Below are 24,002 nucleotides of genomic sequence, written 5' to 3' on the forward strand. Positions count from 1 at the left end.
ACCCCTCCCCCCCCCCCCCCCCCCCCCCCCCCCCCCCCCCCCCCCCCCCCCCCGGGCCCGTGGCGCGTCCGGACGCGTGCGGAGCGCCGCCCGGGACGGGAGCGGCGCGGGAGACGGGGCGGCGGCGGGCGGCCGCGGTGATGGGGCCGCCTGACGACACGGCCCGGCGACAGGACCTGGCGCCCGGGTCCGGTCGGCTCCGGGGCGGAAAACACAACCGCCCCCAAGGCGCGGCCTTGCGGCCGCGCCTGGGGGGCGGGACGTTTCTGCTTCCCGAGGGCGTCAGCCCTCCTCGTGCTGGACCGCGCGCCGGGCGTCCGCGTCGAGGACGCCCCAGCCGATCAGCTGCTCGGTCAGGACCGAGGGCGACTGGTCGTAGATGACGGCCAGGGTGCGCAGGTCGTCCTGGCGGATCGACAGCACCTTGCCGTTGTAGTCGCCGCGCTGGCTCTGGATGGTGGCGGCGTAGCGCTGCAGCGGACCGGCCTTGTCGGACGGCACCTGGCTCAGCCGCTCGAGGTCGAGGACGAGCTTCGGCGGCGGCTCGGCGGCACCGCCGGGCGCGGAACCGGGCAGCAGCTCCTGCACCGGAACGCCGTAGAAGTCGGCGAGCTCGGCGAGGCGCTGCACGGTCACGGCGCGGTCGCCGCGCTCGTAGGAACCGACCACCACGGCCTTCCAGCGGCCCTGGGACTTCTCCTCGACGCCGTGGAGGGAGAGTCCCTGCTGCGTGCGGATGGCGCGGAGCTTCGCTCCGAGCTGCTTGGCGTAATCGCTGGACATATGGCTCCCCGGACGGAAACTCAGTAACTCACTGTGAGGTTACGCAGCGTAATTGGAATCCGTCAAGCCGAATGGTCCACACCGGTCCCCCGGAAGAGCGAGGAATGGCCGGTCAGCGGCCTTTCGGCCGTGATCCGCGGTCGATCGTGGTACGGGCTGCGGATCGGCCCGGGAGGCCGCGCCAGGAGGCCGCCAGGCCCCCGCGAGGAGTGCGCCTGGGTGCCTGATACCGTGGAGCCGTACGTTTTGGCGTCCTTTAAGGCCCGTCCCGTGAGGCGGGGAAGGAGGTCCTTTTTCATGGCCACCATCGGTCCCGGCCCGGCCCGGCCCGTTCTCGAGGCCCCGGACATCGCGCGGGTGCTGACCCGTATCGCCCACGAGATCGTCGAACGCGCCAAGGGCGCGGACGACGTGGTGCTCCTCGGCATCCCGACCCGCGGCGTCCACCTGGCCCGCAGGCTCGCCGACAAGCTCGACGAGATCACCGGCGGCAAGGTCCCGGTCGGCTCGCTCGACATCACCATGTACCGCGACGACCTGCGGCTCGGTCCGGCGCGCGCGCTCGCCCGCACCGACATCCCCGCCGACGGGGTGGACGGCCGGCTGGTCGTCCTCGTCGACGACGTGCTGTTCTCCGGCCGCACGATCCGCGCCGCCCTCGACGCCCTCGGCGACATCGGACGCCCCCGCGCCGTCCAGCTCGCGGTCCTGGTCGACCGGGGTCATCGAGAGCTGCCCATCAGGGCCGACTACGTCGGCAAGAACATCCCCACATCGCTGCGCGAGACCGTCAAGGTCCACCTGGCCGAGGAGGACGGGCGCGACTGCGTCCTGCTCGGCGTACGCGACGGCTCCCCGGCGGACGAGTAGCCCGGGAGCGCCCCGGTTCCGGGGCAGCGCCCTGCCCGCCCGTCCCACCCCCGGCCTGCCCGGGAGACGTGGCGTGCCGCCCCACAGTCCGCCCCCGCACGCATCCTCCGGAGTGACCCGATGAAGCGCCACCTGATCTCGGCCGCCGACCTCACCCGCGACGACGCCCTCCTCGTGCTCGACACGGCCGAGGAGATGGCCCGCGTGGCCGACCGGCCCATCAAGAAGCTGCCGACCCTGCGCGGCCGCACGGTCGTCAACCTCTTCTTCGAGGACTCGACCCGCACCCGCATCTCCTTCGAGGCCGCCGCCAAGCGCCTGTCGGCCGACGTCATCAACTTCTCCGCCAAGGGCTCCTCGGTGTCCAAGGGCGAGTCCCTGAAGGACACCGCTCTCACCTTGGAGGCCATGGGCGCCGACGCCGTCGTCATCCGGCACCACATGTCCGGCGCCCCCCACCGGCTGGCCTACTCCGACTGGATCGGCGGCAGCGTCGTCAACGCCGGCGACGGCACCCATGAGCACCCCACGCAGGCGCTGCTGGACGCCTTCACCATGCGCCGCCACCTTTCCGGGCCGGGCCGCGACCTGTCCGGCCGCCGCATCACGATCGTCGGCGACGTGCTGCACAGCCGCGTGGCCCGCTCCAATGTGCTGCTGCTGAACACGCTCGGAGCCGAGGTCACCCTGGTGGCGCCGCCCACCCTGCTGCCGATCGGCGTCGAGGACTGGCCCTGCGAGGTCTCCTACGACCTGGACGCGGTGCTCGCCAAGTCCGACGCCGTGATGATGCTGCGCGTCCAGCGCGAGCGCATGAACGCCGCCTTCTTCCCCACCGAGCGCGAGTACTCCCGCCGCTACGGCCTCGACGGCCACCGGATGGCCGCGCTGCCCGAGCACGCCGTCGTGATGCACCCCGGCCCGATGAACCGCGGCATGGAGATCACCGCCGAGGTCGCCGACTCGCCGCGCTGCACCGCCGTCGAGCAGGTGAAGAACGGCGTCAGCATCCGCATGGCGGTGCTGTACCTGCTGCTCGGTGGCGCCGAGCCCGCCGTCTCCGCCCCCGCCCCCGCCCGCACCGAGGAGAACAACCAAGCATGAGCGCGACCCCGAAGACCCTGATCCGCGGCGCGAGGATCCTCGGCGGGCAGCCGCAGGACGTCCTGATCGACGGCGAGACCATCGCCGAGGTGGGTCCGCGCCTGACCGCCCCCGAGGGCGCCACCGTGGTCGAGGCCGGGAGCAAGGTCCTCCTGCCGGGACTGGTCGACCTCCACACCCACCTGCGCGAGCCCGGCCGCGAGGACTCCGAGACCGTCCTCACCGGCACCCGCTCCGCCGCCGCGGGCGGCTACACCGCCGTCCACGCGATGGCCAACACCTTCCCCGTCGCCGACACCGCCGGTGTCGTCGAGCAGGTCTGGCGCCTCGGCCGCGAGCACGGCTACTGCGACGTCCAGCCGGTCGGCGCCGTCACCGTGGGCCTGGAGGGCAAGCAGCTCGCCGAACTCGGCGCGATGGCCGACTCCGCCGCCGGTGTGCGGGTCTTCTCCGACGACGGCAAGTGCGTCGACGACGCCGTGATCATGCGCCGCGCCCTGGAGTACGTGAAGGCCTTCGACGGCGTCGTCGCCCAGCACGCCCAGGAGCCCCGGCTGACCGAAGGCGCCCAGATGAACGAGGGCGTCGTCTCCGGAGAGCTCGGCCTGACCGGCTGGCCCGCCGTCGCCGAGGAGTCGATCATCGCCCGCGACGTGCTGCTCGCGGCGCACGTCGGCTCGCGCGTGCACATCTGCCACCTGTCGACGGCGGGCTCGGTCGAGATCGTCCGCTGGGCCAAGTCCAAGGGCTGGGACGTCACCGCCGAGGTCACCCCGCACCACCTGCTCCTCACCGACGTGCTGGTGCGCACCTACAACCCGGTCTACAAGGTCAACCCGCCGCTGCGCACCGAGGCCGACGTCATGGCGCTGCGCGAGGCGCTCGCCGACGGCACGATCGACTGCGTCGCCACCGACCACGCCCCGCACCCGCACGAGGACAAGGACTGCGAGTGGGGCGCGGCGGCCATGGGGATGATCGGGCTGGAGACCGCGCTGTCGGTCGTCCAGCACGCCATGGTGGACACCGGCCTGCTCGACTGGGCCGGAGTCGCCGACCGGATGTCCTCCCGCCCCGCGGCGATCGGCCGCCTGTCCGGCCACGGCCGGCCGGTGGCGGCAGGCGAGCCCGCGAACCTCACCCTGTTCGATCCGGCATACCGTGGTGTGGTGGATCCCGCGGGCTTCGCCTCCCGCAGCCGCAACACCCCCTACGAGGGTCTGGAGCTGCCGGGCCAGGTGTTCGCCACCTTCCTGCGGGGCAAGGCGACGGTCATGGACGGGAAGCTCACGTGACACCTGTGCTCCTCATCGCGGCGGAGAAGCACTCCGCCGAGGTCACCGACTGGGCGGCCCGCATCGGCTGGGTCGTCGGGCTGCTGCTCTTCATCGCGCTCGTCTACTGGCTCATGCGCCAGGGCTGGAAGTGGCGCGGGACCCTGCAGAGCGACCTGCCCGCGCTCCCCACCGCCCCCGAACAGCCCGGCGAGCCGCTGCTGACTCTCACCGGCCGCTACCACGGCAGCACCACCGCCGGGCAGTGGCTGGACCGCGTCGTCGCCCACGGCCTCGGCGTGCGCAGCCGGGTCGAGCTCACCCTCACCGACCAGGGGCTCGACGTCGACCGCACCGGGGCGCCCGGCTTCTTCGTCCCGGCCGCGCAGCTGCGCGGAGCACGCCTCGACAAGGGGATCGCCGGCAAGGTCCTCACCGAAGGCGGCCTGCTGGTGGTCACCTGGGCGCACGGCGACCGGCTGATCGACTCCGGCTTCCGCTCGGACCACGCCGCCGAGCACGCCGCATGGGTCGAGGCCCTGAACACTCTCACGCACGACCAGGAAGGCGCACGATGACGACCTCCGCCCAGCGGCCCGCCCGGGTCCCTGCCGTACTCGTCCTGGAGGACGGCCGCACCTTTCGCGGCCGCGCCTACGGGGCCGTGGGGACGACCTTCGGCGAGGCCGTCTTCTCCACCGGCATGACCGGTTACCAGGAGACCCTGACCGACCCCTCGTACCACCGCCAGGTCGTCGTCATGACCGCCCCGCACGTCGGCAACACGGGCGTCAACGACGAGGACCCGGAGTCCTCCCGCATCTGGGTGGCCGGCTACGTCGTCCGCGACCCCGCCCGCGTGCCCTCCAACTGGCGCTCCCGCCGCAGCCTGGACGAGGAGCTGACCCGCCAGGGCGTCGTCGGCATCAGCGGCATCGACACCCGGGCGCTCACCCGCCACCTGCGCGAGCGCGGCGCGATGCGGGTCGGGATCTTCTCCGGCGACAAGGCGCGCACCGACGAGGCCGTGCTCCTGGCCGAGGTGCGGGGCGCCCCCGAGATGACGGGCGCGGACCTGTCCGCGGAGGTCGCCACCAAGGAGCCGTACGTCGTCCCGGCCGTCGGCGAGAAGAAGTTCACCGTCGCCGCCCTGGACCTCGGGATCAAGGGCATGACCCCGCGGCGCATGGCCGAACGCGGCATCGAGGTGCACGTCCTGCCCGCGGACGCCTCCCTTGAGGAGGTCTACGCGGTCAACCCGGACGGCGTCTTCCTCTCCAACGGCCCGGGCGACCCGGCCACCGCCGACCTGACCGTCGTCCAGGGCGTCCTGGAGCGCCGGACCCCGCTGTTCGGCATCTGCTTCGGCAACCAGCTGCTCGGCCGCGCCGTCGGCTTCGGCACCTACAAGCTGAAGTACGGCCACCGCGGCATCAACCAGCCGGTCCAGGACCGCACCACCGGCAAGGTCGAGGTCACCGCGCACAACCACGGCTTCGCCGTGGACGCGCCGCTCGACCAGGTCACCGACACCCCGTACGGGCGGGTCGAGGTCTCCCACGTGTGCCTCAACGACAACGTGGTCGAGGGCCTGCGGCTGCTCGACACCCCCGCCTTCAGCGTCCAGTACCACCCCGAGGCGGCAGCAGGTCCGCACGACGCCGCGTACCTGTTCGACCGCTTCGTGAAGCTCATGGAGGGCCAGCGTGCCTAAGCGCACCGATATCCAGTCCGTCCTGGTCATCGGCTCCGGCCCGATCGTCATCGGCCAAGCCGCGGAGTTCGACTACTCCGGTACCCAGGCCTGCCGCGTGCTGCGCGCCGAGGGCCTGCGCGTGATCCTGGTCAACTCCAACCCGGCCACGATCATGACCGACCCCGAGATCGCCGACGCCACCTACGTCGAACCGATCACCCCCGAGTTCGTCGAGAAGATCATCGCCAAGGAGCGCCCCGACGCACTCCTGCCCACCCTGGGCGGCCAGACCGCACTCAACACCGCCATCTCGCTCCACGCGGCGGGCGTCCTCGACAAGTACGGCGTCGAGCTCATCGGCGCCAACGTCGAGGCCATCAACAAGGGCGAGGACCGCGAACTGTTCAAGGAGGTCGTCGAGGCCGTCCGCGCCAAGATCGGCCACGGCGAGTCCGCCCGCTCGGTCATCTGCCACACCATGGACGAGGTGCTCGCGGGCGTCGACGCCCTCGGCGGCTACCCCGTCGTCGTCCGGCCGTCCTTCACCATGGGCGGCGCCGGCTCCGGCTTCGCCCACGACGAGGAGGAGCTGCGCCGCATCGCCGGCCAGGGCCTGACGCTCTCCCCGACGACCGAGGTGCTCCTGGAGGAGTCGATCCTCGGCTGGAAGGAGTACGAGCTGGAGCTGATGCGCGACAAGCACGACAACGTCGTGGTCGTCTGCTCCATCGAGAACTTCGACCCCATGGGCGTGCACACCGGCGACTCCATCACCGTCGCGCCCGCCATGACGCTGACCGACCGCGAGTACCAGATCCTGCGCGACATCGGCATCGCCGTCATCCGCGAGGTCGGCGTCGACACCGGCGGCTGCAACATCCAGTTCGCGGTCAACCCCGAGGACGGCCGGGTCATCGTCATCGAGATGAACCCGCGCGTCTCGCGCTCCTCGGCGCTCGCGTCCAAGGCGACGGGTTTCCCGATCGCCAAGATCGCCGCCAAGCTCGCGGTCGGCTACACCCTCGACGAGATCCCCAACGACATCACCGAGCAGACCCCGGCCTCCTTCGAGCCGACGCTCGACTACGTCGTCGTCAAGGTGCCGCGCTTCGCCTTCGAGAAGTTCCCCGCCGCCGACGCCACCCTCACCACCACCATGAAGTCGGTCGGCGAGGCCATGGCCATCGGCCGCAACTTCCCCGAGGCGCTGCAGAAGGCGCTGCGCTCCCTGGAGAAGAAGGGCAGCCAGTTCGCCTTCAGCGGCGACCCGGGCGACAAGGACGAGCTGCTGCTCGCCGCCCGGCGCCCCACCGACGGGCGGATCAACACCGTCATGCAGGCGATCCGGGCCGGCGCCACCCCGCAGGAGGTCTTCGACGCCACGAGGATCGACCCCTGGTTCGTCGACCAGCTCTTCCTGATCAAGGAGATCGCCGACGAGCTCGCGGCAGCCGGAAAGCTCGAGCCCGAGCTGCTCGCCGAGGCCAAGCGGTACGGCTTCTCCGACGCCCAGCTCGCCGAGATCCGCGGCCTGCGCGAGGACGTCGTCCGCGAGGTCCGGCACGCTCTCGGCGTCCGGCCGGTCTACAAGACCGTCGACACCTGCGCCGCCGAGTTCGCCGCCCGCACCCCGTACTTCTACTCGTCCTACGACGAGGAGAGCGAGGTCGCCCCGCGCGAGAAGCCCGCGGTGATCATCCTGGGCTCCGGCCCGAACCGCATCGGCCAGGGCATCGAGTTCGACTACTCGTGCGTGCACGCCTCCTTCGCGCTGAGCGACGCGGGCTACGAGACCGTCATGGTCAACTGCAACCCCGAGACCGTCTCCACCGACTACGACACCTCCGACCGGCTCTACTTCGAGCCGCTCACCCTGGAGGACGTCCTGGAGATCGTCCACGCCGAGCGGCAGGCCGGCCCCGTCGCGGGCGTCGTCGTCCAGCTCGGCGGGCAGACCCCGCTCGGCCTCGCGCAGGCGCTCAAGGACAACGGCGTGCCGGTCGTCGGCACCTCGCCCGAAGCCATCCACCTCGCCGAGGACCGCGGCGCCTTCGGCCGCGTCCTGGACCAGGCGGGCCTGCCCGCCCCCAAGCACGGCACGGCCACCACCTTCGAGCAGGCCAAGGCCATCGCCGACGAGATCGGCTACCCCGTCCTGGTTCGGCCCTCCTATGTGCTCGGCGGCCGCGGCATGGAGATCGTCTACGACGAGACCCGCCTCGCCGCGTACATCGCCGAGTCCACCGAGATCGGCCCCGACCGGCCGGTGCTGGTCGACCGCTTCCTCGACGACGCGATCGAGATCGACGTCGACGCGCTCTACGACGGCCACGAGCTCTACCTCGGCGGCGTCATGGAGCACATCGAGGAGGCCGGCATCCACTCCGGAGACTCCGCCTGCGCCCTGCCCCCGATCACCCTCGGCGGCCACGACGTCAAACGGCTGCGCGCCTCCACCGAGGCCATCGCCAAGGGTGTCGGCGTCCAAGGCCTGATCAACATCCAGTTCGCCCTGGCCGGGGACATCCTCTACGTGCTCGAGGCCAACCCGCGGGCCTCCCGGACCGTCCCCTTCACCTCCAAGGCGACGGCGGTCCCGCTGGCCAAGGCGGCCGCCCGCATCTCGCTCGGCGCCACCATCGCCGAACTGCGCGCCGAGGGCCTGCTCCCGGCCCACGGCGACGGCGGCACCCTGCCGATGGACGCGCCGATCTCCGTCAAGGAGGCGGTGCTTCCCTGGAGCCGCTTCCGCGACGTGCACGGCCGCGGTGTGGACACCGTCCTCGGCCCGGAGATGCGCTCCACCGGCGAGGTCATGGGCATCGACTCGGTCTTCGGCACCGCCTACGCCAAGTCGCAGGCCGCCGCCTACGGCGCGCTGCCGACCAAGGGCCGCGCCTTCGTCTCGGTCGCCAACCGGGACAAGCGCGCGCTGATCTTCCCGGCACGGGCGCTGGTCGACCACGGTTTCGAGCTGCTGGCCACCTCCGGCACGGCCGAGGTGCTGAGGCGCAACGGCATCGAGGCCACTGTGGTGCGCAAGAAGAGCGAGGGCACCGGCCCAGGCGGCGAGCCGACCGTCATCGAGCTCATCCACGAGGGCGCCATCGACCTCATCGTCAACACCCCGTTCGGCACCGGCGGACGCCTCGACGGCTACGACATCCGCACCGCGGCCGTCGCCCGCGGCGTGCCGTGCCTGACGACGGTGCAGGCCCTCGCCGCCGCGGTGCAAGGCGTCGACGCGCTGAACCGGGGCGACGTCGGGGTCCGCTCGCTGCAGGAACACGCGCGGCGTCTGACCGCCGCCCGCGAGGCGTAGGCGAAGCAGGGGGACACCGAACCGGTGTCCCCCTCTTCACGCGCACCGTCCCCTCGCCGCCGCGGAAGGCCTCGCATGTACTCCCTCCTGTTCCACCTGTTCTTCAAGCGCCTCGACCCCGAGCGGGCCCACCACCTCGCCTTCGGCTGGATCCGGCTCGCCGCCCGGATCCCCGTCCTGCGCACCTTCGCCGCCGCGCTGCTCGCGCCGCGCTACCCCGTCCTGCGCACCGAGGCGCTGGGCCGCCGGATGCACGGACCGTTCGGGCTCGCCGCGGGCTTCGACAAGAACGCCGTCGGCATCGACGGGCTCGCCATGCTGGGCTTCGACCACGTGGAGATCGGCACCGTCACCGGCGAGCCGCAGTCCGGCAACCCGCGGCGGCGGCTCTTCCGCCTGGTCGCCGACCGCGCCCTGATCAACCGCATGGGCTTCAACAACGACGGCTCGGCCGCGGTGGCCGCGCGCCTGGCCGCCCGCAGGGCCGTCTTCCCGACCACGGTCGGCGTCAACATCGGCAAGACCAAGGTCGTCCCGGAGGAGGAGGCGGTCGCCGACTACGTCACGTCCGCCGAGCGGCTCGCCCGGCACGCCGACTACCTCGTGGTCAACGTCTCCTCGCCCAACACCCCCGGGCTGCGGAACCTGCAGGCCGTCGAGCACCTGCGCCCCCTGCTGAGCGCGGTGCGCGAGGCGGCGGACCGCACCGTCACCGGCCGCCGCGTGCCGCTGCTGGTCAAGATCGCCCCCGACCTCGCCGACGAGGACGTGGACGCCGTCGCCGACCTGGCCGTCGAACTCGGCCTGGACGGCATCATCGCCACCAACACCACCATCGCCCGCGACGGCCTCGGCCTGCGTTCGGACGCCGCCCTCGTCAAGGAGACCGGCGGACTGTCCGGCGCCCCCCTGGGGGAGCGCTCCCTGCAGGTGCTGCGCCGGCTGTACGCCCGCGTCGGCGACCGCGTCACCCTCGTCGGGGTGGGCGGAGTCGAGACCGCCGAGGACGTCTGGCAGCGCATCCTGGCCGGCGCCACCCTCGTCCAGGGCTACAGCGCCTTCGTCTACCGGGGTCCCTTCTGGTGCCGCACGATCCACCGGGAGCTCGCCGCGCTGCTGCAGTCCAGCCCGTACGCCACCCTCGCCGACGCCGTCGGCGCCGAAACCCGGAAGGAAGTCGCACCGTGACGAACCCCGAACCCTTCGGTGCCCGGCTGCGCCGCGCCATGGACATCCGCGGGCCGCTCTGCGTCGGCATCGACCCGCACTCCTCCCTGCTGACCGCCTGGGGCCTCCAGGACGACGTCGCCGGCCTGGAGCGGTTCACCCGCACCGTGGTGGAGGCCCTGGCCGACCGGGTCGCCGTCCTCAAGCCGCAGAGCGCCTTCTTCGAGCGCTTCGGTTCCCGCGGCGTCGCCGTCCTGGAGACGGCCGTCGCCGAGGCCCGTGCGGCCGGCGCCCTGGTGCTGATGGACGCCAAGCGCGGCGACATCGGCTCGACCATGGCGGCGTACGCCTCTGCCTACCTCGACCCCGCCTCGTCGCTGTTCTCGGACGCGGTCACCGTCAGCCCGTATCTGGGCTTCGGCTCTCTGCGCCCCGCCCTGGACGCCGCCCGGACGAGCGGCAGCGGGGTCTTTGTGCTCGCCCTGACCTCCAACCCGGAGGGCGCGGAAGTGCAGCGGTCAACCGCGGCGGGCGGCGAGTCCCTCGCCCAGGTGATGCTGAACCACATCGCGGCCGAGAACGAGGGTGACGTGCCGCTCGGATCGGTCGGCGCGGTCGTCGGCGCCACGCTCGAGCAGGCGGGTGTGGACCTCTCCGTGAACGGGCCCCTCCTCGCCCCCGGCATCGGTGCCCAGGGGGCCACCGCGGCCGACCTTCCCAGGGTGTTCGGGGATGCGGTGCGCAACGTGGTGCCGAGCGTCAGCAGGAGCGTGCTGCGGCACGGACCGTCCGTCCCGGCGCTGCGCGAAGCTGCCGAAAGGGAGGTCGCCGAGCTCGCCGCGGTCGTCAAGTAGAGGTCAAGACGTCCGGAAACCTGCGCAGATTTGTCCTAAAAGTCCTGGTCGGTTGACGCTGACCAGGACTTTTCTTCTTGTTTGCGCTGACTGCGGCCGCTGGGGCCGCTAGTCTCCGACCAGAGCGCGCATCATGCGCGTTTCACGTTGCCCCCGCAGGCAGGGGGCGACTAGGTTCCACACCGGTCCGTATCCGACAGTTCTACACCCGAGGTGACGTAGGCGTGGCTCTTCCGCCCCTTACCCCTGAACAGCGCGCTGCCGCGCTCGAGAAGGCCGCTGCGGCTCGCCGGGAGCGCGCCGAGGTCAAGAATCGGCTCAAGCACTCCGGCGCCTCGCTGCACGAGGTCATCAAGCAGGGCCAGGAGAACGACGTCATCGGCAAGATGAAGGTCTCCGCTCTCCTGGAGTCCCTGCCCGGCGTGGGCAAGGTCCGCGCCAAGCAGATCATGGAGCGGCTCGGCATCTCCGAGAGCCGCCGGGTCCGCGGGCTCGGCTCCAACCAGATCGCGTCCCTGGAGCGGGAGTTCGGCAGCCCCGCTGCCTGACGTTCCCAGCACCCTCCGGGAACCGGGATAATCGCTCCATGAGTGAACGTCCGCGGCTGACCGTGCTCTCCGGCCCCTCGGGGGTCGGCAAGAGCACGGTCGTCGCTCATATGCGCACAGTCCACCCCGAGGTGTGGCTCTCCGTCTCGGCCACCACCCGCAAGCCCCGCCCCGGTGAGAAGCACGGGGTGCACTACTTCTTCGTCGAGAACGACGAGTTCGACAAGCTGATCGCCAACGGCGAACTGCTGGAGTGGGCGGAGTTCGCGGGGAACCGTTACGGCACGCCGCGCCAGGCGGTGCTGGAGCACCTCGAGGCCGGTGAACCGGTCCTGCTGGAGATCGACCTGCAGGGCGCCCGCCAGGTGCGGGAGTCGATGCCCGAGGCGCAGTCGGTCTTCCTCGCGCCGCCGAGCTGGGACGAACTGGTCCGCCGGCTCACCGGCCGGGGCACCGAGGCTCCCGAGGTCATCGAGCGCCGGCTGGAGGCCGCACGGGTCGAGCTGGCGGCCGAGCCGGAGTTCGACACCACCCTGGTGAACACCTCCGTCGAGGACGTCGCGCGCGAGCTGCTAGCCTTGATGGCTGTAGCCTGATCTTTTTGTACCCAATCGGAAGGTAGAGCGTGTCCTCTTCCATCACCACGCCCGAGGGCATCATCAACCCGCCGATCGACGAGCTGCTCGAGGCCACCGACTCGAAGTACAGCCTCGTGATCTACGCGGCCAAGCGTGCCCGTCAGATCAACGCCTACTACTCGCAGCTCGGCGAGGGCCTGCTCGAGTACGTCGGTCCGCTCGTGGACACCCACGTGCACGAGAAGCCGCTGTCGATCGCGCTGCGCGAGATCAACGCGGGTCTGCTGACCTCCGAGGCCGTCGAGGGCCCGGTCCAGTAGCCCGCGCCCAGGCGTCAGACCACGGGCCCGGCGGTTCGACCGCCGGGCCCGTGGTGTGTCATGGGTGCGTACGCACCACGGTCCAACACAGCGCGGGAGAGACGATGGGCAAGCCGCAGGTCGTCCTGGGCGTGAGCGGCGGGATCGCCGCTTACAAGGCGTGTGAGCTGCTGCGGCGGTTCACCGAGTCGGGACACGACGTCAGGGTCGTGCCCACGGCCTCGGCGCTGCACTTCGTCGGTGCGGCCACCTGGTCGGCGCTGTCGGGCAACCCCGTCTCGACCGAGGTCTGGGAGAGCGTCCACGAGGTGCCGCACGTACGCATCGGGCAGGGCGCGGACCTGGTCGTCGTCGCCCCGGCCACCGCCGACGTGCTCGCCAGGGCCGCCCACGGGCTCGCCGACGACCTCCTCACCAACACCCTGCTCACCGCACGATGCCCTGTGGTGTTCGCGCCCGCGATGCACACCGAGATGTGGGAGCACGCGGCCACCCAGGAGAACGTGGCGACCCTGCGCCGCCGGGGCGCCATCGTCCTCGAGCCCGCCGTCGGGCGCCTGACCGGGGTCGACACCGGAAAGGGCCGGTTGCCCGAGCCCGCCGAGATCTTCGAGGTCTGCCGCCGGGTGCTGCTGCGCGGCCCCCGCGCACAGGAGACGGACCTGGCCGGACGCCATGTCGTCATCAGCGCCGGCGGCACCCGCGAGCCCCTCGACCCCGTCCGCTACCTGGGCAACCGCTCCTCCGGCAAGCAGGGCTACGCCCTCGCCCGTACGGCCCTCGCCCGGGGCGCCCGGGTCACCCTGGTCTCCGCCAACACCGACCTCGCCGACCCGGCGGGGGCGGACGTGGTGCGCGTCGGCACGGCGGTGCAGCTGCGCGAGGCCGTGCTGAAGGCCGCGTCCGACGCCGACGTGGTGGTGATGGCGGCCGCTGTCGCCGACTTCCGACCGGCCCGGTACGCCGAAGGGAAGATCAAGAAGAGGGACGGCGAGGACCCCGCGCCTGTGGAGCTGGTGCGCAACCCCGACGTGCTCGCCGAGCTCTCCGCCGAACGGCCGCACCCGGAGCAGATCGTGGTGGGCTTCGCCGCCGAGACCGACGACGTCCTGGCCAACGGTCGCGCCAAACTCGCCCGCAAGGGCTGCGACCTGCTGGTCGTCAACGAGGTGGGGGACCACAAGGCCTTCGGGTCCGAGGAGAACGAGGCTGTCGTGCTCGGCGCCGACGGCAGCGAGACGCCCGTGCCGTACGGGCCGAAGGAGGCCCTGGCCGAGCAGGTCTGGGACCTGGTCGCCGCCCGTCTGACCTGACGACACTTCGGGACCGGTGCGGCTGGGCTACTGGCGTTCCGTCCTCAGGTGATGCACAGTGTCGCAGGTCACGGCATCTCCAAGGTGCGAGACGCCGTGTCCTTGCCCATGAGCCGGACGATAAACTGACCCATGGCCCGCCGGGCGCAGCCCCGAGCGAGCCGCCAATGATCAGCCAGCAGCCGCTGCAACCCCAGGGAGCGATGTGTCCCGCCGCCTGTTCACTTCGGAGTCCGTGACCGAGGGCCACCCCGACAAGATCGCTGACCAGATCAGCGACACGATCCTCGACGCACTGCTCAAGGAGGACCCCTCCTCGCGCGTCGCCGTCGAGACGTTGATCACCACCGGTCTGGTGCACGTCGCCGGGGAGGTCACCACCAAGGGCTACGCGGACATCGCGACCCTGGTGCGGAACAAGATCCTCGACATCGGCTACGACTCGTCGAAGAAGGGTTTCGACGGCGCGTCCTGCGGTGTCTCGGTCTCCATCGGCGCGCAGTCCCCGGACATCGCGCAGGGTGTCGACGCGGCCTACGAGAGCCGGGTCGAGGGCGACGACGACGAGCTCGACCGGCAGGGCGCCGGCGACCAGGGCCTGATGTTCGGCTACGCCTGCGACGAGACCCCCGAGCTGATGCCGCTCCCGATCACCCTGGCGCACCGGCTCTCGCGGCGGCTCACCGAGGTCCGCAAGAACGGGACCATCCCCTACCTGCGGCCCGACGGCAAGACCCAGGTCACCATCGAGTACAACGACGACAAGGCCGTGCGCCTCGACACCGTCGTCGTCTCCTCGCAGCACGCCAGCGACATCGACCTCGAGTCGCTGCTCGCCCCCGACATCCGCGAGTTCGTCGTGGAGCCGGAGCTCAAGGCGCTGCTCGACGACGGCATCAAGATCGACACGGAGGGGTACCGGCTGCTGGTCAACCCCACGGGACGCTTCGAGATCGGTGGCCCGATGGGCGACGCCGGCCTCACCGGCCGCAAGATCATCATCGACACCTACGGCGGCATGGCCCGCCACGGCGGCGGCGCCTTCTCCGGCAAGGACCCGTCCAAGGTCGACCGCTCCGCCGCGTACGCCATGCGCTGGGTCGCCAAGAACGTCGTCGCCGCGGGCCTCGCCTCACGCTGCGAGGTCCAGGTCGCGTACGCGATCGGCAAGGCCGAGCCCGTGGGCCTGTTCGTGGAGACCTTCGGCACCCACACTGTCGACCACGAGAAGATCGAGCAGGCGATCAGCCAGGTCTTCGACCTCCGGCCGGCCGCGATCATCCGTGACCTCGACCTGCTCCGTCCCATCTACGCGCAGACAGCGGCGTACGGGCACTTCGGCCGGGCGCTGCCGGACTTCACCTGGGAGCGCACCGACCGTGTCGAGGCGCTGCGCCAGGCGGCCGGCCTCTGAGCGCTTTTCAGGACGTGTGAACGGCCCCGGACCGCTGCCGGTCCGGGGCCGCGGTACGCGTGGACGCGGGCGCAGGCCGGAAGTCTGCGGCCGTCGCCCGTCAGGTGATGCCGCAGGCGAACGCGCCGCTCGGGGCCGCTGAGGTCGCGGGACGGCGCGGCGGCGTCCCGGGCACGCTGCCGCGTGCCCGAGAGGTTCGGGCTCGGGCGTCATCACCAGGGCCGAACCGGGTGAGGGCCTGAGAGCCCGGGCGTGCGACGTCCAAGGACGGCCCGCTCGTCGCGGACCGCGGTGGGGGCAGCCGGGCCGCAGCTCGTCTGCGGCCGCACCGTAGTCCACCGTGGTGCGTCGTTCCCGGTGGTCGCCTGGTCGCCTGGCCGCATCGGGCGATGCTCGCGTGGCTGGAGGCATGCGGGCGCCCGCGCTGCCCAGCGGCGTCGTCCCCCGCGTGCTCGGGTGCTCCGCGGCGGCGACCGGTGTCCGAGGCGTCTGGTAACACTGAGGCTGTGAGCAGCGAGGACGAGCGGCAGATGTCCCCGGCGGCGGAGCCGCACGGGGGAGAGCAGCTCGCGCTCATCCGGGAGACGGTGCGCAAGGCCAAGGAGCCGCGCGCCAAGCCGCGGACGTGGCGGGGCGCGGCGCTGGCCGGGGAGCTGCCGGTGGCCCGCGTCCTGGTCGACAAGGGCCTGCTCCACCTCGACCAGTACTTCGACTACGCGGTCCCCGCCGCCATGGACGCCGACGCCCAGCCCGGCGTGCGCGTCCGCGTGCGCTTCGGCGGCCGGGTCGTCAAGGGGGGCCGCCGGGAGGGCGGGGAGCTGCACGACGGCTTCGTCGTCGACCGGCTGCCCGAGAGCGACTATCGCGGGCCCCTCGCCCCGATCGCCCAGGTCCTGTCGCCCGAGCCCGTGCTGACCCCCGGCCTGCTGCGGCTGTGCCGGGCCGTCGCCGACCGCTACGCGGGCGCCCTCGCCGACATCGTGCAGCTCGCGGTGCCGCCGCGCCGGGCCAGGGCCGAGGCCGAGCCGGTAGGGGATCCGCTGCCGGCGCCCCGCCCGCCCGAGCCCGGGCCGTGGGCGCGGTATCCGACCGGGCCCGCTTTCCTCCAGGCGCTGGCCCGCGGGGACACCCCGCGGGCGGTGTGGACGGCGCTGCCCGGGCCCCACTGGCCAGAGGAGATCGCCCGCGCCATGGCGGCGGCGCTCGCCTCGGGCCGCGGCGCGCTGGCCGTCGTGCCCGACGGCCGCGCCGCCGCCCGCGTCGACGAGGCGCTGACCGCCGTCGTCGGCCAGGGCCGCCATGTGCTGCTGACCGCCGACGCCGGACCGGAGGAGCGGTACCGCCGCTGGCTCGCGGTGAGCCGGGGCAGCGTGCGCGCCGTCGTCGGCACCCGGGCGGCGATGTTCGCACCCGTGGCGGATCTCGGACTCGCCGTGCTCTGGGACGACGGCGACTCCAGCCACGCCGAGCAGCACGCGCCGCAGCCGCACGCCCGGGACGTCCTGCTGCTGCGTGCCGCAGAGGAACGCGCGGGCTTTCTGCTCGGTGGCCTCACCTGCACCGTCGAGGGCGCCCAGCTGGTCGACACCCACTGGGCGCTGCCGCTGACGGCACCGCGCGAGCGGGTACGGGCCGCCGCGCCCCTGATCCGCACGGTCGGCGAGGGCGACGAGGCGCGGGACTCCGCCGCGCGCGCGGCTCGCTTGCCGTCGGTGGCCTGGCAGGTGACGCGGGACGCGCTGCAGCGCGGCCCGGTGCTGGTGCAGGTGCCCCGGCGCGGCTATGTGCCGAGGCTGGCCTGCGAGCGCTGCCGCGAGCCCGCCCGGTGTGCGCACTGCGCGGGGCCGCTGCAGCTCGGCGACGGGGAGAGCGCGCCGCACTGCGGCTGGTGCGGGCGGCCCGAGGCGGCCTGGCACTGCAAGGAGTGCGGCGGTTTCCGGCTGCGCGCCCAGGTGGTCGGCGCCCGGCGCACCGCAGACGAGCTGGGCCGCGCCTTCCCCAAGGTGCCGGTGCGGACCTCCGGGCGCGACGGCGTGCTGGCCTCCGTGCCGGCCACGCCCGCGCTGGTGATCTCGACACCGGGTGCGGAACCGGTCGCCGAGGGCGGCTACGCGGCGGCGCTGCTGCTGGACGGCTGGGCTCTGCTGGGCCGCCCGGACCTGCGGGCCGGGGAGGAGACGCTGCGCCGCTGGGCCGCTGCGGCGGCGCTGGTCCGCCCGGCCGGCGAGGGCGGCACGGTGGTCGTCCTCGCGGAGCCCACCCTGCGGCCCGTGCAGGCCCTGGTCCGCTGGGATCCGGTGGGCCACGCCGTTCGTGAACTGGCCGAACGCGCCGAGCTGGGCTTCCCGCCGGTCTCCCGCATGGCGTCGGTCAGCGGCCGCCCGGCCGCGGTCGCCGACCTGCTGGCCACGGTCCGGCTCCCGGAGGGCACCGACGTCCTCGGCCCGGTGCCGCTGCCGATCACCGACCCCGCGCGGCCGCGCCGCTTTGGGGACACCCCGCCCGGCGAGCGCTGGGAACGTGTGCTGCTGCGAGTGCCGCCCGGCAACGGCGCGGCCCTGGCGGCCGCCCTGAAGGCCGCGCAGACCGCCCGCATCGCGCGCAAGGAGCCCGATCCGGTCCGGGTCCGCATCGACCCGCCCGACATCGGTTAGCGCCCCGGCGGCGTCGGTACGTGGGATGAGCGGGACCGCGCCGCAGGGGACGGCGGCCGGAGAAGCGCTTGACATGCCCGCCTAGGGTTCCGGGTATGACCAGCTCGCTCCGGCTGGAGAAGATCACCCCTGACAACGTCGACACCGCGATCGCCCTGAGAGTCCGCCCGGACCAGGAGCACCTGGTGGCGCCGGTGGTGAAGTCCCTCGCCGAGGCCTACCCGTACGGTCGGACGGCCTGGCCCCGGCTGATCGTCGACGGCGACCGGCCCGTCGGCTTCCTCATGGCCTTCTTCGACATCGACTTCGCGGCCGGCGGAAACGGCACCGACCTCCGCTCGGGCCTGTGGCGCCTCGCCATCGCGGCGGGTGAGCAGGGCCGCGGCTACGGACGGTTCGCCGTCGAGTCCGTGGTGGAGGAGGTCCGCCGCCGGGGCGGCACACGGGTCACCACCTCCTGGCATCCCGGCGAGGACGGCCCGGAACGCTTCTACCTGGGGCTGGGATTCCGCCCGACGGGGGAGAGCAGCGGCGGTCAGACCGTGGGCGAGTCGGAGTTGTAGTCGGCTCCGGTTCCTGTTCCGGTTCCTGTTCCGGCTACGGTCGGCTTCCGGTTCTTGTCCCGGTTCCGGTCGGCGCCCCGCGGCGCACCGGCGGCCCTGACCGCGGCGCGGCGTCCCTGCCGCCCGTATCCGCCCGCCCCGGCGGCCGTCCTGCCGGCGCTGCGGACGGCGGGGCGGACGTGCCCGGGACCGCGGCTCAGCCCGTGCGCGGGGAGGGGAGGGCGCCGGGAACGGCTTCGTCGCGCGCGGCGGGAGCCGCGGGCACCGCGGGGGCGGGCATCGCGCGGGCCGGGGGCACGGTGGGCACGACGGCCGGAGCCGGGGGCTCGCTGTGCACCTCCGCCGCCGCCGCTCCGCCCGGCGCCGAGCGCCGGTTGCCGTAGCGCCGGTGCACGGCCTGCTTGGTGACGCCCAGCGCGGAGCCGACGGCGTCCCAGCTGAAGCCGAGGGAGCGGTCGAACTCGACGGCCGCGGTCACCAGGGTCTCGACGCTGTCCCGCAGTTCCTGGGCGAGCCGGACGGTGGGGGCGGGGGCGCGGCCGTAGACCACGAATCCCGCGGACGGCCCGCCGCGGCGGGGACGGTAGACGTTGCCCAGCTGGGTGGTGAGGGTGCGCAGGGCGTCGACCTGTCGGCGGACCCGCTCGATGTCCCGCACCAGCAGGTGAAGGCTCGCCCTGGCCTGGGCGTCATGAGTTGCGTGTTCGGGCATCAACTGGCCTCTCGAACCGGCTCTTGTGGGTCAAACTCCATTGACAACGCGCCAGACTCCCGTGGAGTCACGCCTCAGGGGCGCATCGCATCCCGCGGGGGGCGTGCGCGAGGGTGCGCGCCCCCGCCCCACCGGCCCATAGACTGGGGCTCTTGAGCTGTCGCCGTCCACTACGGAGCCCCGCGTGCCCATCCAGCCGATCCGCCTGCTCGGCGACCCCGTGCTGCGTATGGCGGCGCAGCCCGTGACCGTCTTCGACAAGGAGCTGCGCACCCTCGTCAAGGACCTCGAGGACACCATGCGGGACGCCCCCGGCGCCGGCCTGGCGGCCCCTCAGATCGGTGTCTCGCTGCGGGTGTTCACCTACCACGTCGACGGCGAGCTGGGCCATCTCGTCAATCCGGACCTCAGCCTGAGCGAGGAGGAGCAGGACGGCCCCGAGGGCTGCCTGTCCCTGCCCGGGCTGCGCTTCGACACCAAGCGCGCCTACGGCGTCGTCGCCAAGGGCTTCACCATGTACGGCGACCCGGTGACCATCGAGGGCACGCAGATGCTCGCCCGCTGCATCCAGCACGAGACCGACCACCTCGACGGCATCATCTTCATCGACCGCCTCGACGGCGAGCAGCGCAAGGCCGCGATGAAGGCGATACGCGAGGCGGAGTGGGCCGGCCAGCCGGCGCCCCAGGTCCGGGTCTCCCCGCACAGCACATTCGGCCGCGCACTGTAGGGCCGCGCTCCGCAGAAAGGCATTCCGCACGCATGAGGCTCGTCTTCGCCGGCACCCCCGAGGTCGCCGTGCCCGCCCTCGACGCCCTGATCTCCTCCGGCCGGCACGAGGTCGTCGCCGTGGTCACCCGGCCCGACGCCACGGCTGGCCGCGGCCGCAGGCTCGTCGCCAGCCCGGTGGCACAGCGCGCGGAGGAGGCCGGTATCGAGGTCCTCAAGCCCGCCAGGCCCCGCGACGAGGACTTCCTGGCCCGGCTGCGCGAGATCGCCCCCGACTGCTGCCCGGTCGTCGCCTACGGCGCGCTGCTGCCCCGCGTCGCCCTCGACGTCCCCGCCCACGGCTGGGTGAACCTGCACTTCTCGCTGCTGCCCGCCTGGCGCGGTGCCGCCCCGGTGCAGCACGCCGTCATGGCGGGCGACGAGGTCACGGGGGCGTCGACCTTCCTCATCGAGGAGGGCCTGGACTCCGGACCGGTCTACGGCGTCGTCACCGAGGACGTCCGCCCCCGCGACACCAGCGGCGACCTGCTCACCCGGCTCTCGCACAGCGGGGCGAAGCTGCTCGCCGCCACCATGGACGGCATCGAGGACGGCGCGCTGGTCGCCCGGCCGCAGCCCGCCGAGGGCGTCAGCCTGGCCCCCAAGATCACCGTCGACGACGCCCGCGTCGACTGGCACGCCCCGGCCCTGCGGGTGGACCGGGTGGTCCGCGGCTGCACCCCGGCGCCCGGCGCCTGGACGGTCTTCCGCGGTGAACGCCTCAAGGTGGGGCCCGTCCTGCCGCGGCCCGAGCGCACCGGCCTGGCCCCCGGCGAGCTGGAGGTCACCAAGCGCGCCGTCTACGTGGGCACCGGCAGCCACGCCGTGGAGCTCGGGGAGGTGCGTCCGCAGGGCAAGAAGCCGATGTCCGCCGCCGACTGGGCGCGCGGCGTCCGCGTCCCCTCCGGGGAGCGGCTCGGCGCCTGACCGCGCCCCCCACGTACGCTCGAAGCGGGGCGCACCGCGCCCACCGCACCACCGACACTTCCGGAGTACCTTCCACGTGAGCGAACCGTCGCGCCGCCGTCCGCGTCCCGCCGCCCGCCAGGGCCGCAGCCAGGGCGGGCCGCCGCCGGGCGGCCGGCCCTACCGCAAACCCCAGCGCGACCCCGTGCGCATCCTGGCGTTCGAGGCGCTGCGGGCCGTCGACGAGCGGGACGCGTACGCCAACCTGGTGCTGCCGGCGCTGCTGCGGGAGGCCGAGGCGGAGGCGGCGCGCAAGGGGCGTGACTTCGGCCGGCGCGACGCCGCACTCGCCACGGAGCTGGTGTACGGTACCCTGCGCCGGCAGGGCACGTACGACGCCGTGATAGCGGCCTGCGTCGACCGGCCGCTGCGCGAGGTCGACCCGCCCGTACTGGACGTGCTGTCGCTCGGCGCCCACCAGCTGCTGGGCACCCGCATCCCCAGCCACGCCGCCGTCTCCGCCACCGTCGACCTTGCCCGCGTGGTCCTCGGCGACGGGCGGGCGAAGTTCGTCAACGCGGTGCTGCGCCGCATCGCCGCGCGGGATCTGGACGCCTGGCTGGACGAGGTGGCGCCGCCTTACGACGAGGACCCCGAGGACCACCTCGCCGTCGTCCACTCGCACCCCCGCTGGATCGTCTCGGCCCTGTGGGACGCCCTCGGCGGGGGTCGCGCGGGCATGGAGGCACTGCTGGCGGCCGACAACGAGCGCCCCGAGGTCACCCTCGTCGCACGTCCCGGCCGTGCCACCCCGCAGGAACTCGCCGACGCGCTCCCCGCGGACACCACCCTCCCGGGCCGCTGGTCGCCCTGGGCGGTGCGGCTCGCCGAGGGCGGCGACCCCGCGGCGATCCAGGCGGTGCGCGAGGGCCGCGCAGGCGTCCAGGACGAGGGCAGCCAGCTCGTCGCCTCCGCCCTTGCCGCGGCGCCGCTCGGCGAGGGCCCCGACCGGCGGTGGCTGGACGGCTGCGCGGGCCCCGGCGGCAAGGCGGCGCTGCTCGGCGCGCTCGCCGCGGAGCGGGGGGCGGCCCTGGTCGCCTCCGAGAAGCAGCCGCACCGGGCCCGGCTCGTCGCCCGCGCCCTCGCCGGCAACCCCGGGCCGTACGAGGTGATCGTGGCCGACGGCACCCGTCCCGCCTGGCGTCCCGGTGCCTTCGACCGGGTCCTGGTCGACGTCCCCTGCACGGGTCTCGGCGCCCTGCGCCGCCGACCCGAGGCCCGCTGGCGCCGGCGCCCCGAGGACGTGCCGGGCTTCGCGCCCCTGCAGCGGGGGCTGCTGGAGTCCGCGCTGCGCGCGGTGCGCGTCGGCGGGGTCGTCGGTTATGCGACCTGCTCGCCGCACCCCGCTGAGACCCGCGCCGTCGTCGAGGACGTCCTGGCCCGCCCGGGCGCCGTCCCCACCGAATGGGTCGACGCCCGCCCTCTCATGCCCGGGGTCCCCGACCTCGGCGACGGCCCCGACGTCCAGCTCTGGCCGCACCTGCACGGCACCGACGCGATGTACCTCGCCCTGCTGCGCCGTACCGGGGAGTGACCGCGCGCGGGTGCGGCCCCACGGTGCGGGCCGCACCCGCGCGGCGGGTGCTCAGCGGCGCCTGTCAGTCCTGAGCGGCCTCAGCAGTAGAGGTTGCCGCCCGGGCTGACCCCGAGGATGGCCGTGAACTGCTGGTACGAGCTCACGCGGCTCTGCACCTGGGCCGGGTTGCGGCCGTCGCACTCGAGGGAGCCGTTGATGGAGCGGATGGTCTGACCGAAGCCGGCCTGGTTCACCATGGCGTTGTGCGGGGTCATGGTGCCGGGACCGCTCTGGGTGTTCCAGTACCACAGGCCCGTGCGCCAGGCCACGGCCGCGTCCTGCTCCACCCGCCAGGGGTTGTTCAGCAGGTCGATGTTCAGCGCGTCGCCCGCCGCCTTGTAGTTGAAGTTCCAGCTGAGCTGGATCGGGCCGCGGCCGTAGTAGGCGGACTGGCCGGCCGGGCAGCCGTAGGGCTGGCCCCAGTCGCAGTAGTGCGAGTAGTTGGCGGTGTTCTGCTCGACCACGTGGACCAGACCGCCCGTCTCGTGGCTGACGTTGGCGAGGAACGCGGCGGCCTCCTGCTTCTTCACCGTGTCACTGCCGGAGTTCGCGAAGCCGGGGTAGGAGCTCAGGGCCGCGACCAGGCCGCTGTAGGTGTAGAAGCCGCTGCGGCCCGGGAACATCTGGTTGAACTGCGCCTCGCTGACCACGAATCCGGACGGGTTCGTGCCGCCGCCACCACCGCCCCCGCTCGCGGGGGCGTTCCACTTCTGGTTCGCCCCGCCCGTGCAGGACCAGATCTGCAGCCGGGTGCCGTTGGCCGAGTTGTTGTCACGGACGTCCAGGCACTTGTCGGCGGCGGGGTTGACGATGTCGCGGGCCGCGGTGACGACCCACTGCTGGTTGGCTCCGCCGGTGCAGTCCCACAACTGGACCGAGGCCCCGTTGGCGGTGCTGCGCTCGACGACGTCGAGGCACTTGCCGAGTGCGCGCAGTGTGCCGTCGCCGGGGTTGGACCAGCGCTGGGCGTTGGTCCCGTTGCAGTCGTAGAGCTGTACGGCGGTGCCGTTGGCACTGTTCGCCGCGGCGACGTCGACGCACTTGCCCGCCAGGCCGCTGATCTGGCCGTCCGCCGCCCGGGCGGTCGGCGCCGAGACGAACAACGCGACCAGGAGCGCCGCGAGGACGGCGAACACCGCGGACGGACCGAGGGCGGTGCGCCCTGCGGGGAGCCGCCCGGTGAGAGACGTGGACATGGGTGAGTCGCTCCTTACCCGGCTCTGGGCCGTGATCGTGGGGGAGGGAGCTTGTGGGGTGCTCCGCACGGCAGGCGCGGTGGCGCACAGGAGGTCACGCAGGCGCGCCCTGTCATGCGTCGTGTCCCGGGGCGGTGCGAACTTCCCTACGGCACCGTCCCGTTGAGCCCAACTAGGTCTAGACCATGCCAGCGTGACGGGAGCACGTCAAGGGTTGGGAAGCGGGCGGAGCGGCGCCGTGTGCGCACCCCCGTCCTCCCCGTCGGGCCGCACCGGAGAGAATCGTCGTGGAACTGCAGGGCCGCACCGGGGGGGGGGGGGGGG

At 73.1% G+C, this 24,002-nt stretch carries 21 protein-coding genes; 18 read left to right on the forward strand and 3 right to left on the reverse strand.

Features of this window, described 5'->3' with window-relative positions; all coding sequences use genetic code 11:
• Positions 1 to 282: 282 nt before the first annotated feature.
• Entirely contained in the window at positions 283 to 783 is a 501-nt protein-coding gene (gene bldD, locus AC3ET4_RS26825; RefSeq protein ID WP_319134973.1) for a transcriptional regulator BldD, read from the reverse strand.
• Positions 784 to 1,080: 297 nt separating this feature from the next.
• Here bldD and pyrR point away from each other — a divergent pair, with 297 nt between their 5' ends.
• The 15 genes from pyrR to AC3ET4_RS26900 all read left to right on the forward strand — a co-directional run bounded on the left by pyrR (position 1,081) and on the right by AC3ET4_RS26900 (position 18,460).
• Complete coding sequence (pyrR, locus tag AC3ET4_RS26830; RefSeq protein ID WP_431953783.1) at positions 1,081 to 1,653, forward strand: bifunctional pyr operon transcriptional regulator/uracil phosphoribosyltransferase PyrR; 573 nt, start codon at positions 1,081 to 1,083, stop codon at positions 1,651 to 1,653.
• Positions 1,654 to 1,773: 120 nt separating this feature from the next.
• The gene (locus tag AC3ET4_RS26835; protein WP_431953785.1) at positions 1,774 to 2,757 is read left to right on the forward strand and encodes an aspartate carbamoyltransferase catalytic subunit; all 984 of its coding nucleotides are present in this window, start codon (positions 1,774 to 1,776) and stop codon (positions 2,755 to 2,757) included.
• A complete protein-coding gene (locus AC3ET4_RS26840; RefSeq protein WP_431953787.1) occupies positions 2,754 to 4,052 on the forward strand; it encodes a dihydroorotase in 1,299 nt (432 codons plus the stop codon). The genes AC3ET4_RS26835 and AC3ET4_RS26840 overlap by 4 nt, the downstream gene beginning before the upstream one ends.
• The gene (locus AC3ET4_RS26845; protein WP_431953788.1) at positions 4,049 to 4,609 is read left to right on the forward strand and encodes a PH-like domain-containing protein; all 561 of its coding nucleotides are present in this window, start codon (positions 4,049 to 4,051) and stop codon (positions 4,607 to 4,609) included. The genes AC3ET4_RS26840 and AC3ET4_RS26845 overlap by 4 nt, the downstream gene beginning before the upstream one ends.
• On the forward strand, positions 4,606 to 5,745 hold the full coding sequence (carA, locus tag AC3ET4_RS26850) for a glutamine-hydrolyzing carbamoyl-phosphate synthase small subunit (protein ID WP_431953790.1): 1,140 nt from the start codon (positions 4,606 to 4,608) through the stop codon (positions 5,743 to 5,745). Before AC3ET4_RS26845 ends, carA begins: the two co-directional genes overlap by 4 nt.
• The gene (carB, locus tag AC3ET4_RS26855; RefSeq protein WP_431953792.1) at positions 5,738 to 9,049 is read left to right on the forward strand and encodes a carbamoyl-phosphate synthase large subunit; all 3,312 of its coding nucleotides are present in this window, start codon (positions 5,738 to 5,740) and stop codon (positions 9,047 to 9,049) included. Before carA ends, carB begins: the two co-directional genes overlap by 8 nt.
• A 75-nt stretch (positions 9,050 to 9,124) precedes the next feature.
• Positions 9,125 to 10,237 carry a quinone-dependent dihydroorotate dehydrogenase gene (locus AC3ET4_RS26860; protein WP_431953794.1) on the forward strand — a complete coding sequence of 371 codons (1,113 nt, stop codon included), beginning with the start codon at positions 9,125 to 9,127 and terminating at the stop codon, positions 10,235 to 10,237.
• Positions 10,234 to 11,070, forward strand: coding sequence for an orotidine-5'-phosphate decarboxylase (gene pyrF, locus AC3ET4_RS26865; protein WP_431953796.1), 837 nt, complete (start codon positions 10,234 to 10,236; stop codon positions 11,068 to 11,070). Before AC3ET4_RS26860 ends, pyrF begins: the two co-directional genes overlap by 4 nt.
• Before the next feature lie 224 nt (positions 11,071 to 11,294).
• Complete coding sequence (locus tag AC3ET4_RS26870; protein ID WP_018564176.1) at positions 11,295 to 11,618, forward strand: integration host factor; 324 nt, start codon at positions 11,295 to 11,297, stop codon at positions 11,616 to 11,618.
• A 38-nt stretch (positions 11,619 to 11,656) separates the two neighbouring features.
• Positions 11,657 to 12,214, forward strand: coding sequence for a guanylate kinase (gene gmk / locus AC3ET4_RS26875; RefSeq protein ID WP_431953799.1), 558 nt, complete (start codon positions 11,657 to 11,659; stop codon positions 12,212 to 12,214).
• A gap of 29 nt (positions 12,215 to 12,243) precedes the next feature.
• Positions 12,244 to 12,516 carry a DNA-directed RNA polymerase subunit omega gene (gene rpoZ, locus AC3ET4_RS26880; protein ID WP_018564174.1) on the forward strand — a complete coding sequence of 91 codons (273 nt, stop codon included), beginning with the start codon at positions 12,244 to 12,246 and terminating at the stop codon, positions 12,514 to 12,516.
• Positions 12,517 to 12,620: 104 nt separating this feature from the next.
• On the forward strand, positions 12,621 to 13,829 hold the full coding sequence (gene coaBC, locus AC3ET4_RS26885) for a bifunctional phosphopantothenoylcysteine decarboxylase/phosphopantothenate--cysteine ligase CoaBC (RefSeq protein WP_431953801.1): 1,209 nt from the start codon (positions 12,621 to 12,623) through the stop codon (positions 13,827 to 13,829).
• Positions 13,830 to 14,034: 205 nt separating this feature from the next.
• Positions 14,035 to 15,243 carry a methionine adenosyltransferase gene (gene metK, locus AC3ET4_RS26890; RefSeq protein ID WP_431953803.1) on the forward strand — a complete coding sequence of 403 codons (1,209 nt, stop codon included), beginning with the start codon at positions 14,035 to 14,037 and terminating at the stop codon, positions 15,241 to 15,243.
• A 506-nt stretch (positions 15,244 to 15,749) separates the two neighbouring features.
• Positions 15,750 to 17,897 (forward strand): primosomal protein N', encoded by a 2,148-nt coding sequence (locus AC3ET4_RS26895; protein ID WP_431953805.1) that lies wholly within the window; start codon positions 15,750 to 15,752, stop codon positions 17,895 to 17,897.
• Between the two features lie 95 nt (positions 17,898 to 17,992).
• Positions 17,993 to 18,460, forward strand: coding sequence for a GNAT family N-acetyltransferase (locus AC3ET4_RS26900; RefSeq protein ID WP_431953807.1), 468 nt, complete (start codon positions 17,993 to 17,995; stop codon positions 18,458 to 18,460).
• 196 nt (positions 18,461 to 18,656) lie between these two features.
• Here AC3ET4_RS26900 and AC3ET4_RS26905 read toward each other — a convergent pair whose 3' ends face one another.
• Positions 18,657 to 19,172: a hypothetical protein gene (locus tag AC3ET4_RS26905; protein ID WP_431953809.1), complete on the reverse strand. Its 516-nt coding sequence runs from the start codon at positions 19,170 to 19,172 to the stop codon at positions 18,657 to 18,659.
• Positions 19,173 to 19,356: 184 nt separating this feature from the next.
• On the opposite strand from AC3ET4_RS26905, the gene def reads away from it, so the two are divergent.
• From def to AC3ET4_RS26920, 3 genes are all read left to right on the forward strand, one after another.
• Entirely contained in the window at positions 19,357 to 19,902 is a 546-nt protein-coding gene (def, locus tag AC3ET4_RS26910; RefSeq protein ID WP_431953811.1) for a peptide deformylase, read from the forward strand.
• Between the two features lie 32 nt (positions 19,903 to 19,934).
• The gene (gene fmt, locus AC3ET4_RS26915) at positions 19,935 to 20,867 is read left to right on the forward strand and encodes a methionyl-tRNA formyltransferase (RefSeq protein WP_431953813.1); all 933 of its coding nucleotides are present in this window, start codon (positions 19,935 to 19,937) and stop codon (positions 20,865 to 20,867) included.
• A 76-nt stretch (positions 20,868 to 20,943) separates the two neighbouring features.
• The gene (locus AC3ET4_RS26920; protein ID WP_431953815.1) at positions 20,944 to 22,440 is read left to right on the forward strand and encodes an RsmB/NOP family class I SAM-dependent RNA methyltransferase; all 1,497 of its coding nucleotides are present in this window, start codon (positions 20,944 to 20,946) and stop codon (positions 22,438 to 22,440) included.
• Positions 22,441 to 22,520: 80 nt separating this feature from the next.
• Here the strand turns inward: AC3ET4_RS26920 and AC3ET4_RS26925 are convergent, their stop codons facing one another.
• A complete protein-coding gene (locus AC3ET4_RS26925; RefSeq protein WP_431953817.1) occupies positions 22,521 to 23,678 on the reverse strand; it encodes a glycoside hydrolase family 19 protein in 1,158 nt (385 codons plus the stop codon).
• Positions 23,679 to 24,002: the final 324 nt, after the last annotated feature.

Source organism: Actinacidiphila sp. bgisy167 (assembly GCF_057707665.1).

Bases quoted from the DNA above. Each gene is read 5' to 3' on its own strand.
- AC3ET4_RS26840 (WP_431953787.1), top strand. From the start codon at position 2,754: ATGAGCGCGACCCCGAAGACCCTGATCCGCGGCGCGAGGATCCTCGGC.
- coaBC (WP_431953801.1), top strand. From the start codon at position 12,621: ATGGGCAAGCCGCAGGTCGTCCTGGGCGTGAGCGGCGGGATCGCCGCT.
- carA (WP_431953790.1), top strand. From the start codon at position 4,606: ATGACGACCTCCGCCCAGCGGCCCGCCCGGGTCCCTGCCGTACTCGTC.
- AC3ET4_RS26860 (WP_431953794.1), top strand. From the start codon at position 9,125: ATGTACTCCCTCCTGTTCCACCTGTTCTTCAAGCGCCTCGACCCCGAG.
- AC3ET4_RS26900 (WP_431953807.1), top strand. From the start codon at position 17,993: ATGACCAGCTCGCTCCGGCTGGAGAAGATCACCCCTGACAACGTCGAC.
- bldD (WP_319134973.1), bottom strand. From the start codon at position 783: ATGTCCAGCGATTACGCCAAGCAGCTCGGAGCGAAGCTCCGCGCCATC.
- pyrR (WP_431953783.1), top strand. From the start codon at position 1,081: ATGGCCACCATCGGTCCCGGCCCGGCCCGGCCCGTTCTCGAGGCCCCG.
- AC3ET4_RS26925 (WP_431953817.1), bottom strand. From the start codon at position 23,678: ATGTCCACGTCTCTCACCGGGCGGCTCCCCGCAGGGCGCACCGCCCTC.
- gmk (WP_431953799.1), top strand. From the start codon at position 11,657: ATGAGTGAACGTCCGCGGCTGACCGTGCTCTCCGGCCCCTCGGGGGTC.
- AC3ET4_RS26905 (WP_431953809.1), bottom strand. From the start codon at position 19,172: ATGCCCGAACACGCAACTCATGACGCCCAGGCCAGGGCGAGCCTTCAC.
- AC3ET4_RS26835 (WP_431953785.1), top strand. From the start codon at position 1,774: ATGAAGCGCCACCTGATCTCGGCCGCCGACCTCACCCGCGACGACGCC.
- fmt (WP_431953813.1), top strand. From the start codon at position 19,935: ATGAGGCTCGTCTTCGCCGGCACCCCCGAGGTCGCCGTGCCCGCCCTC.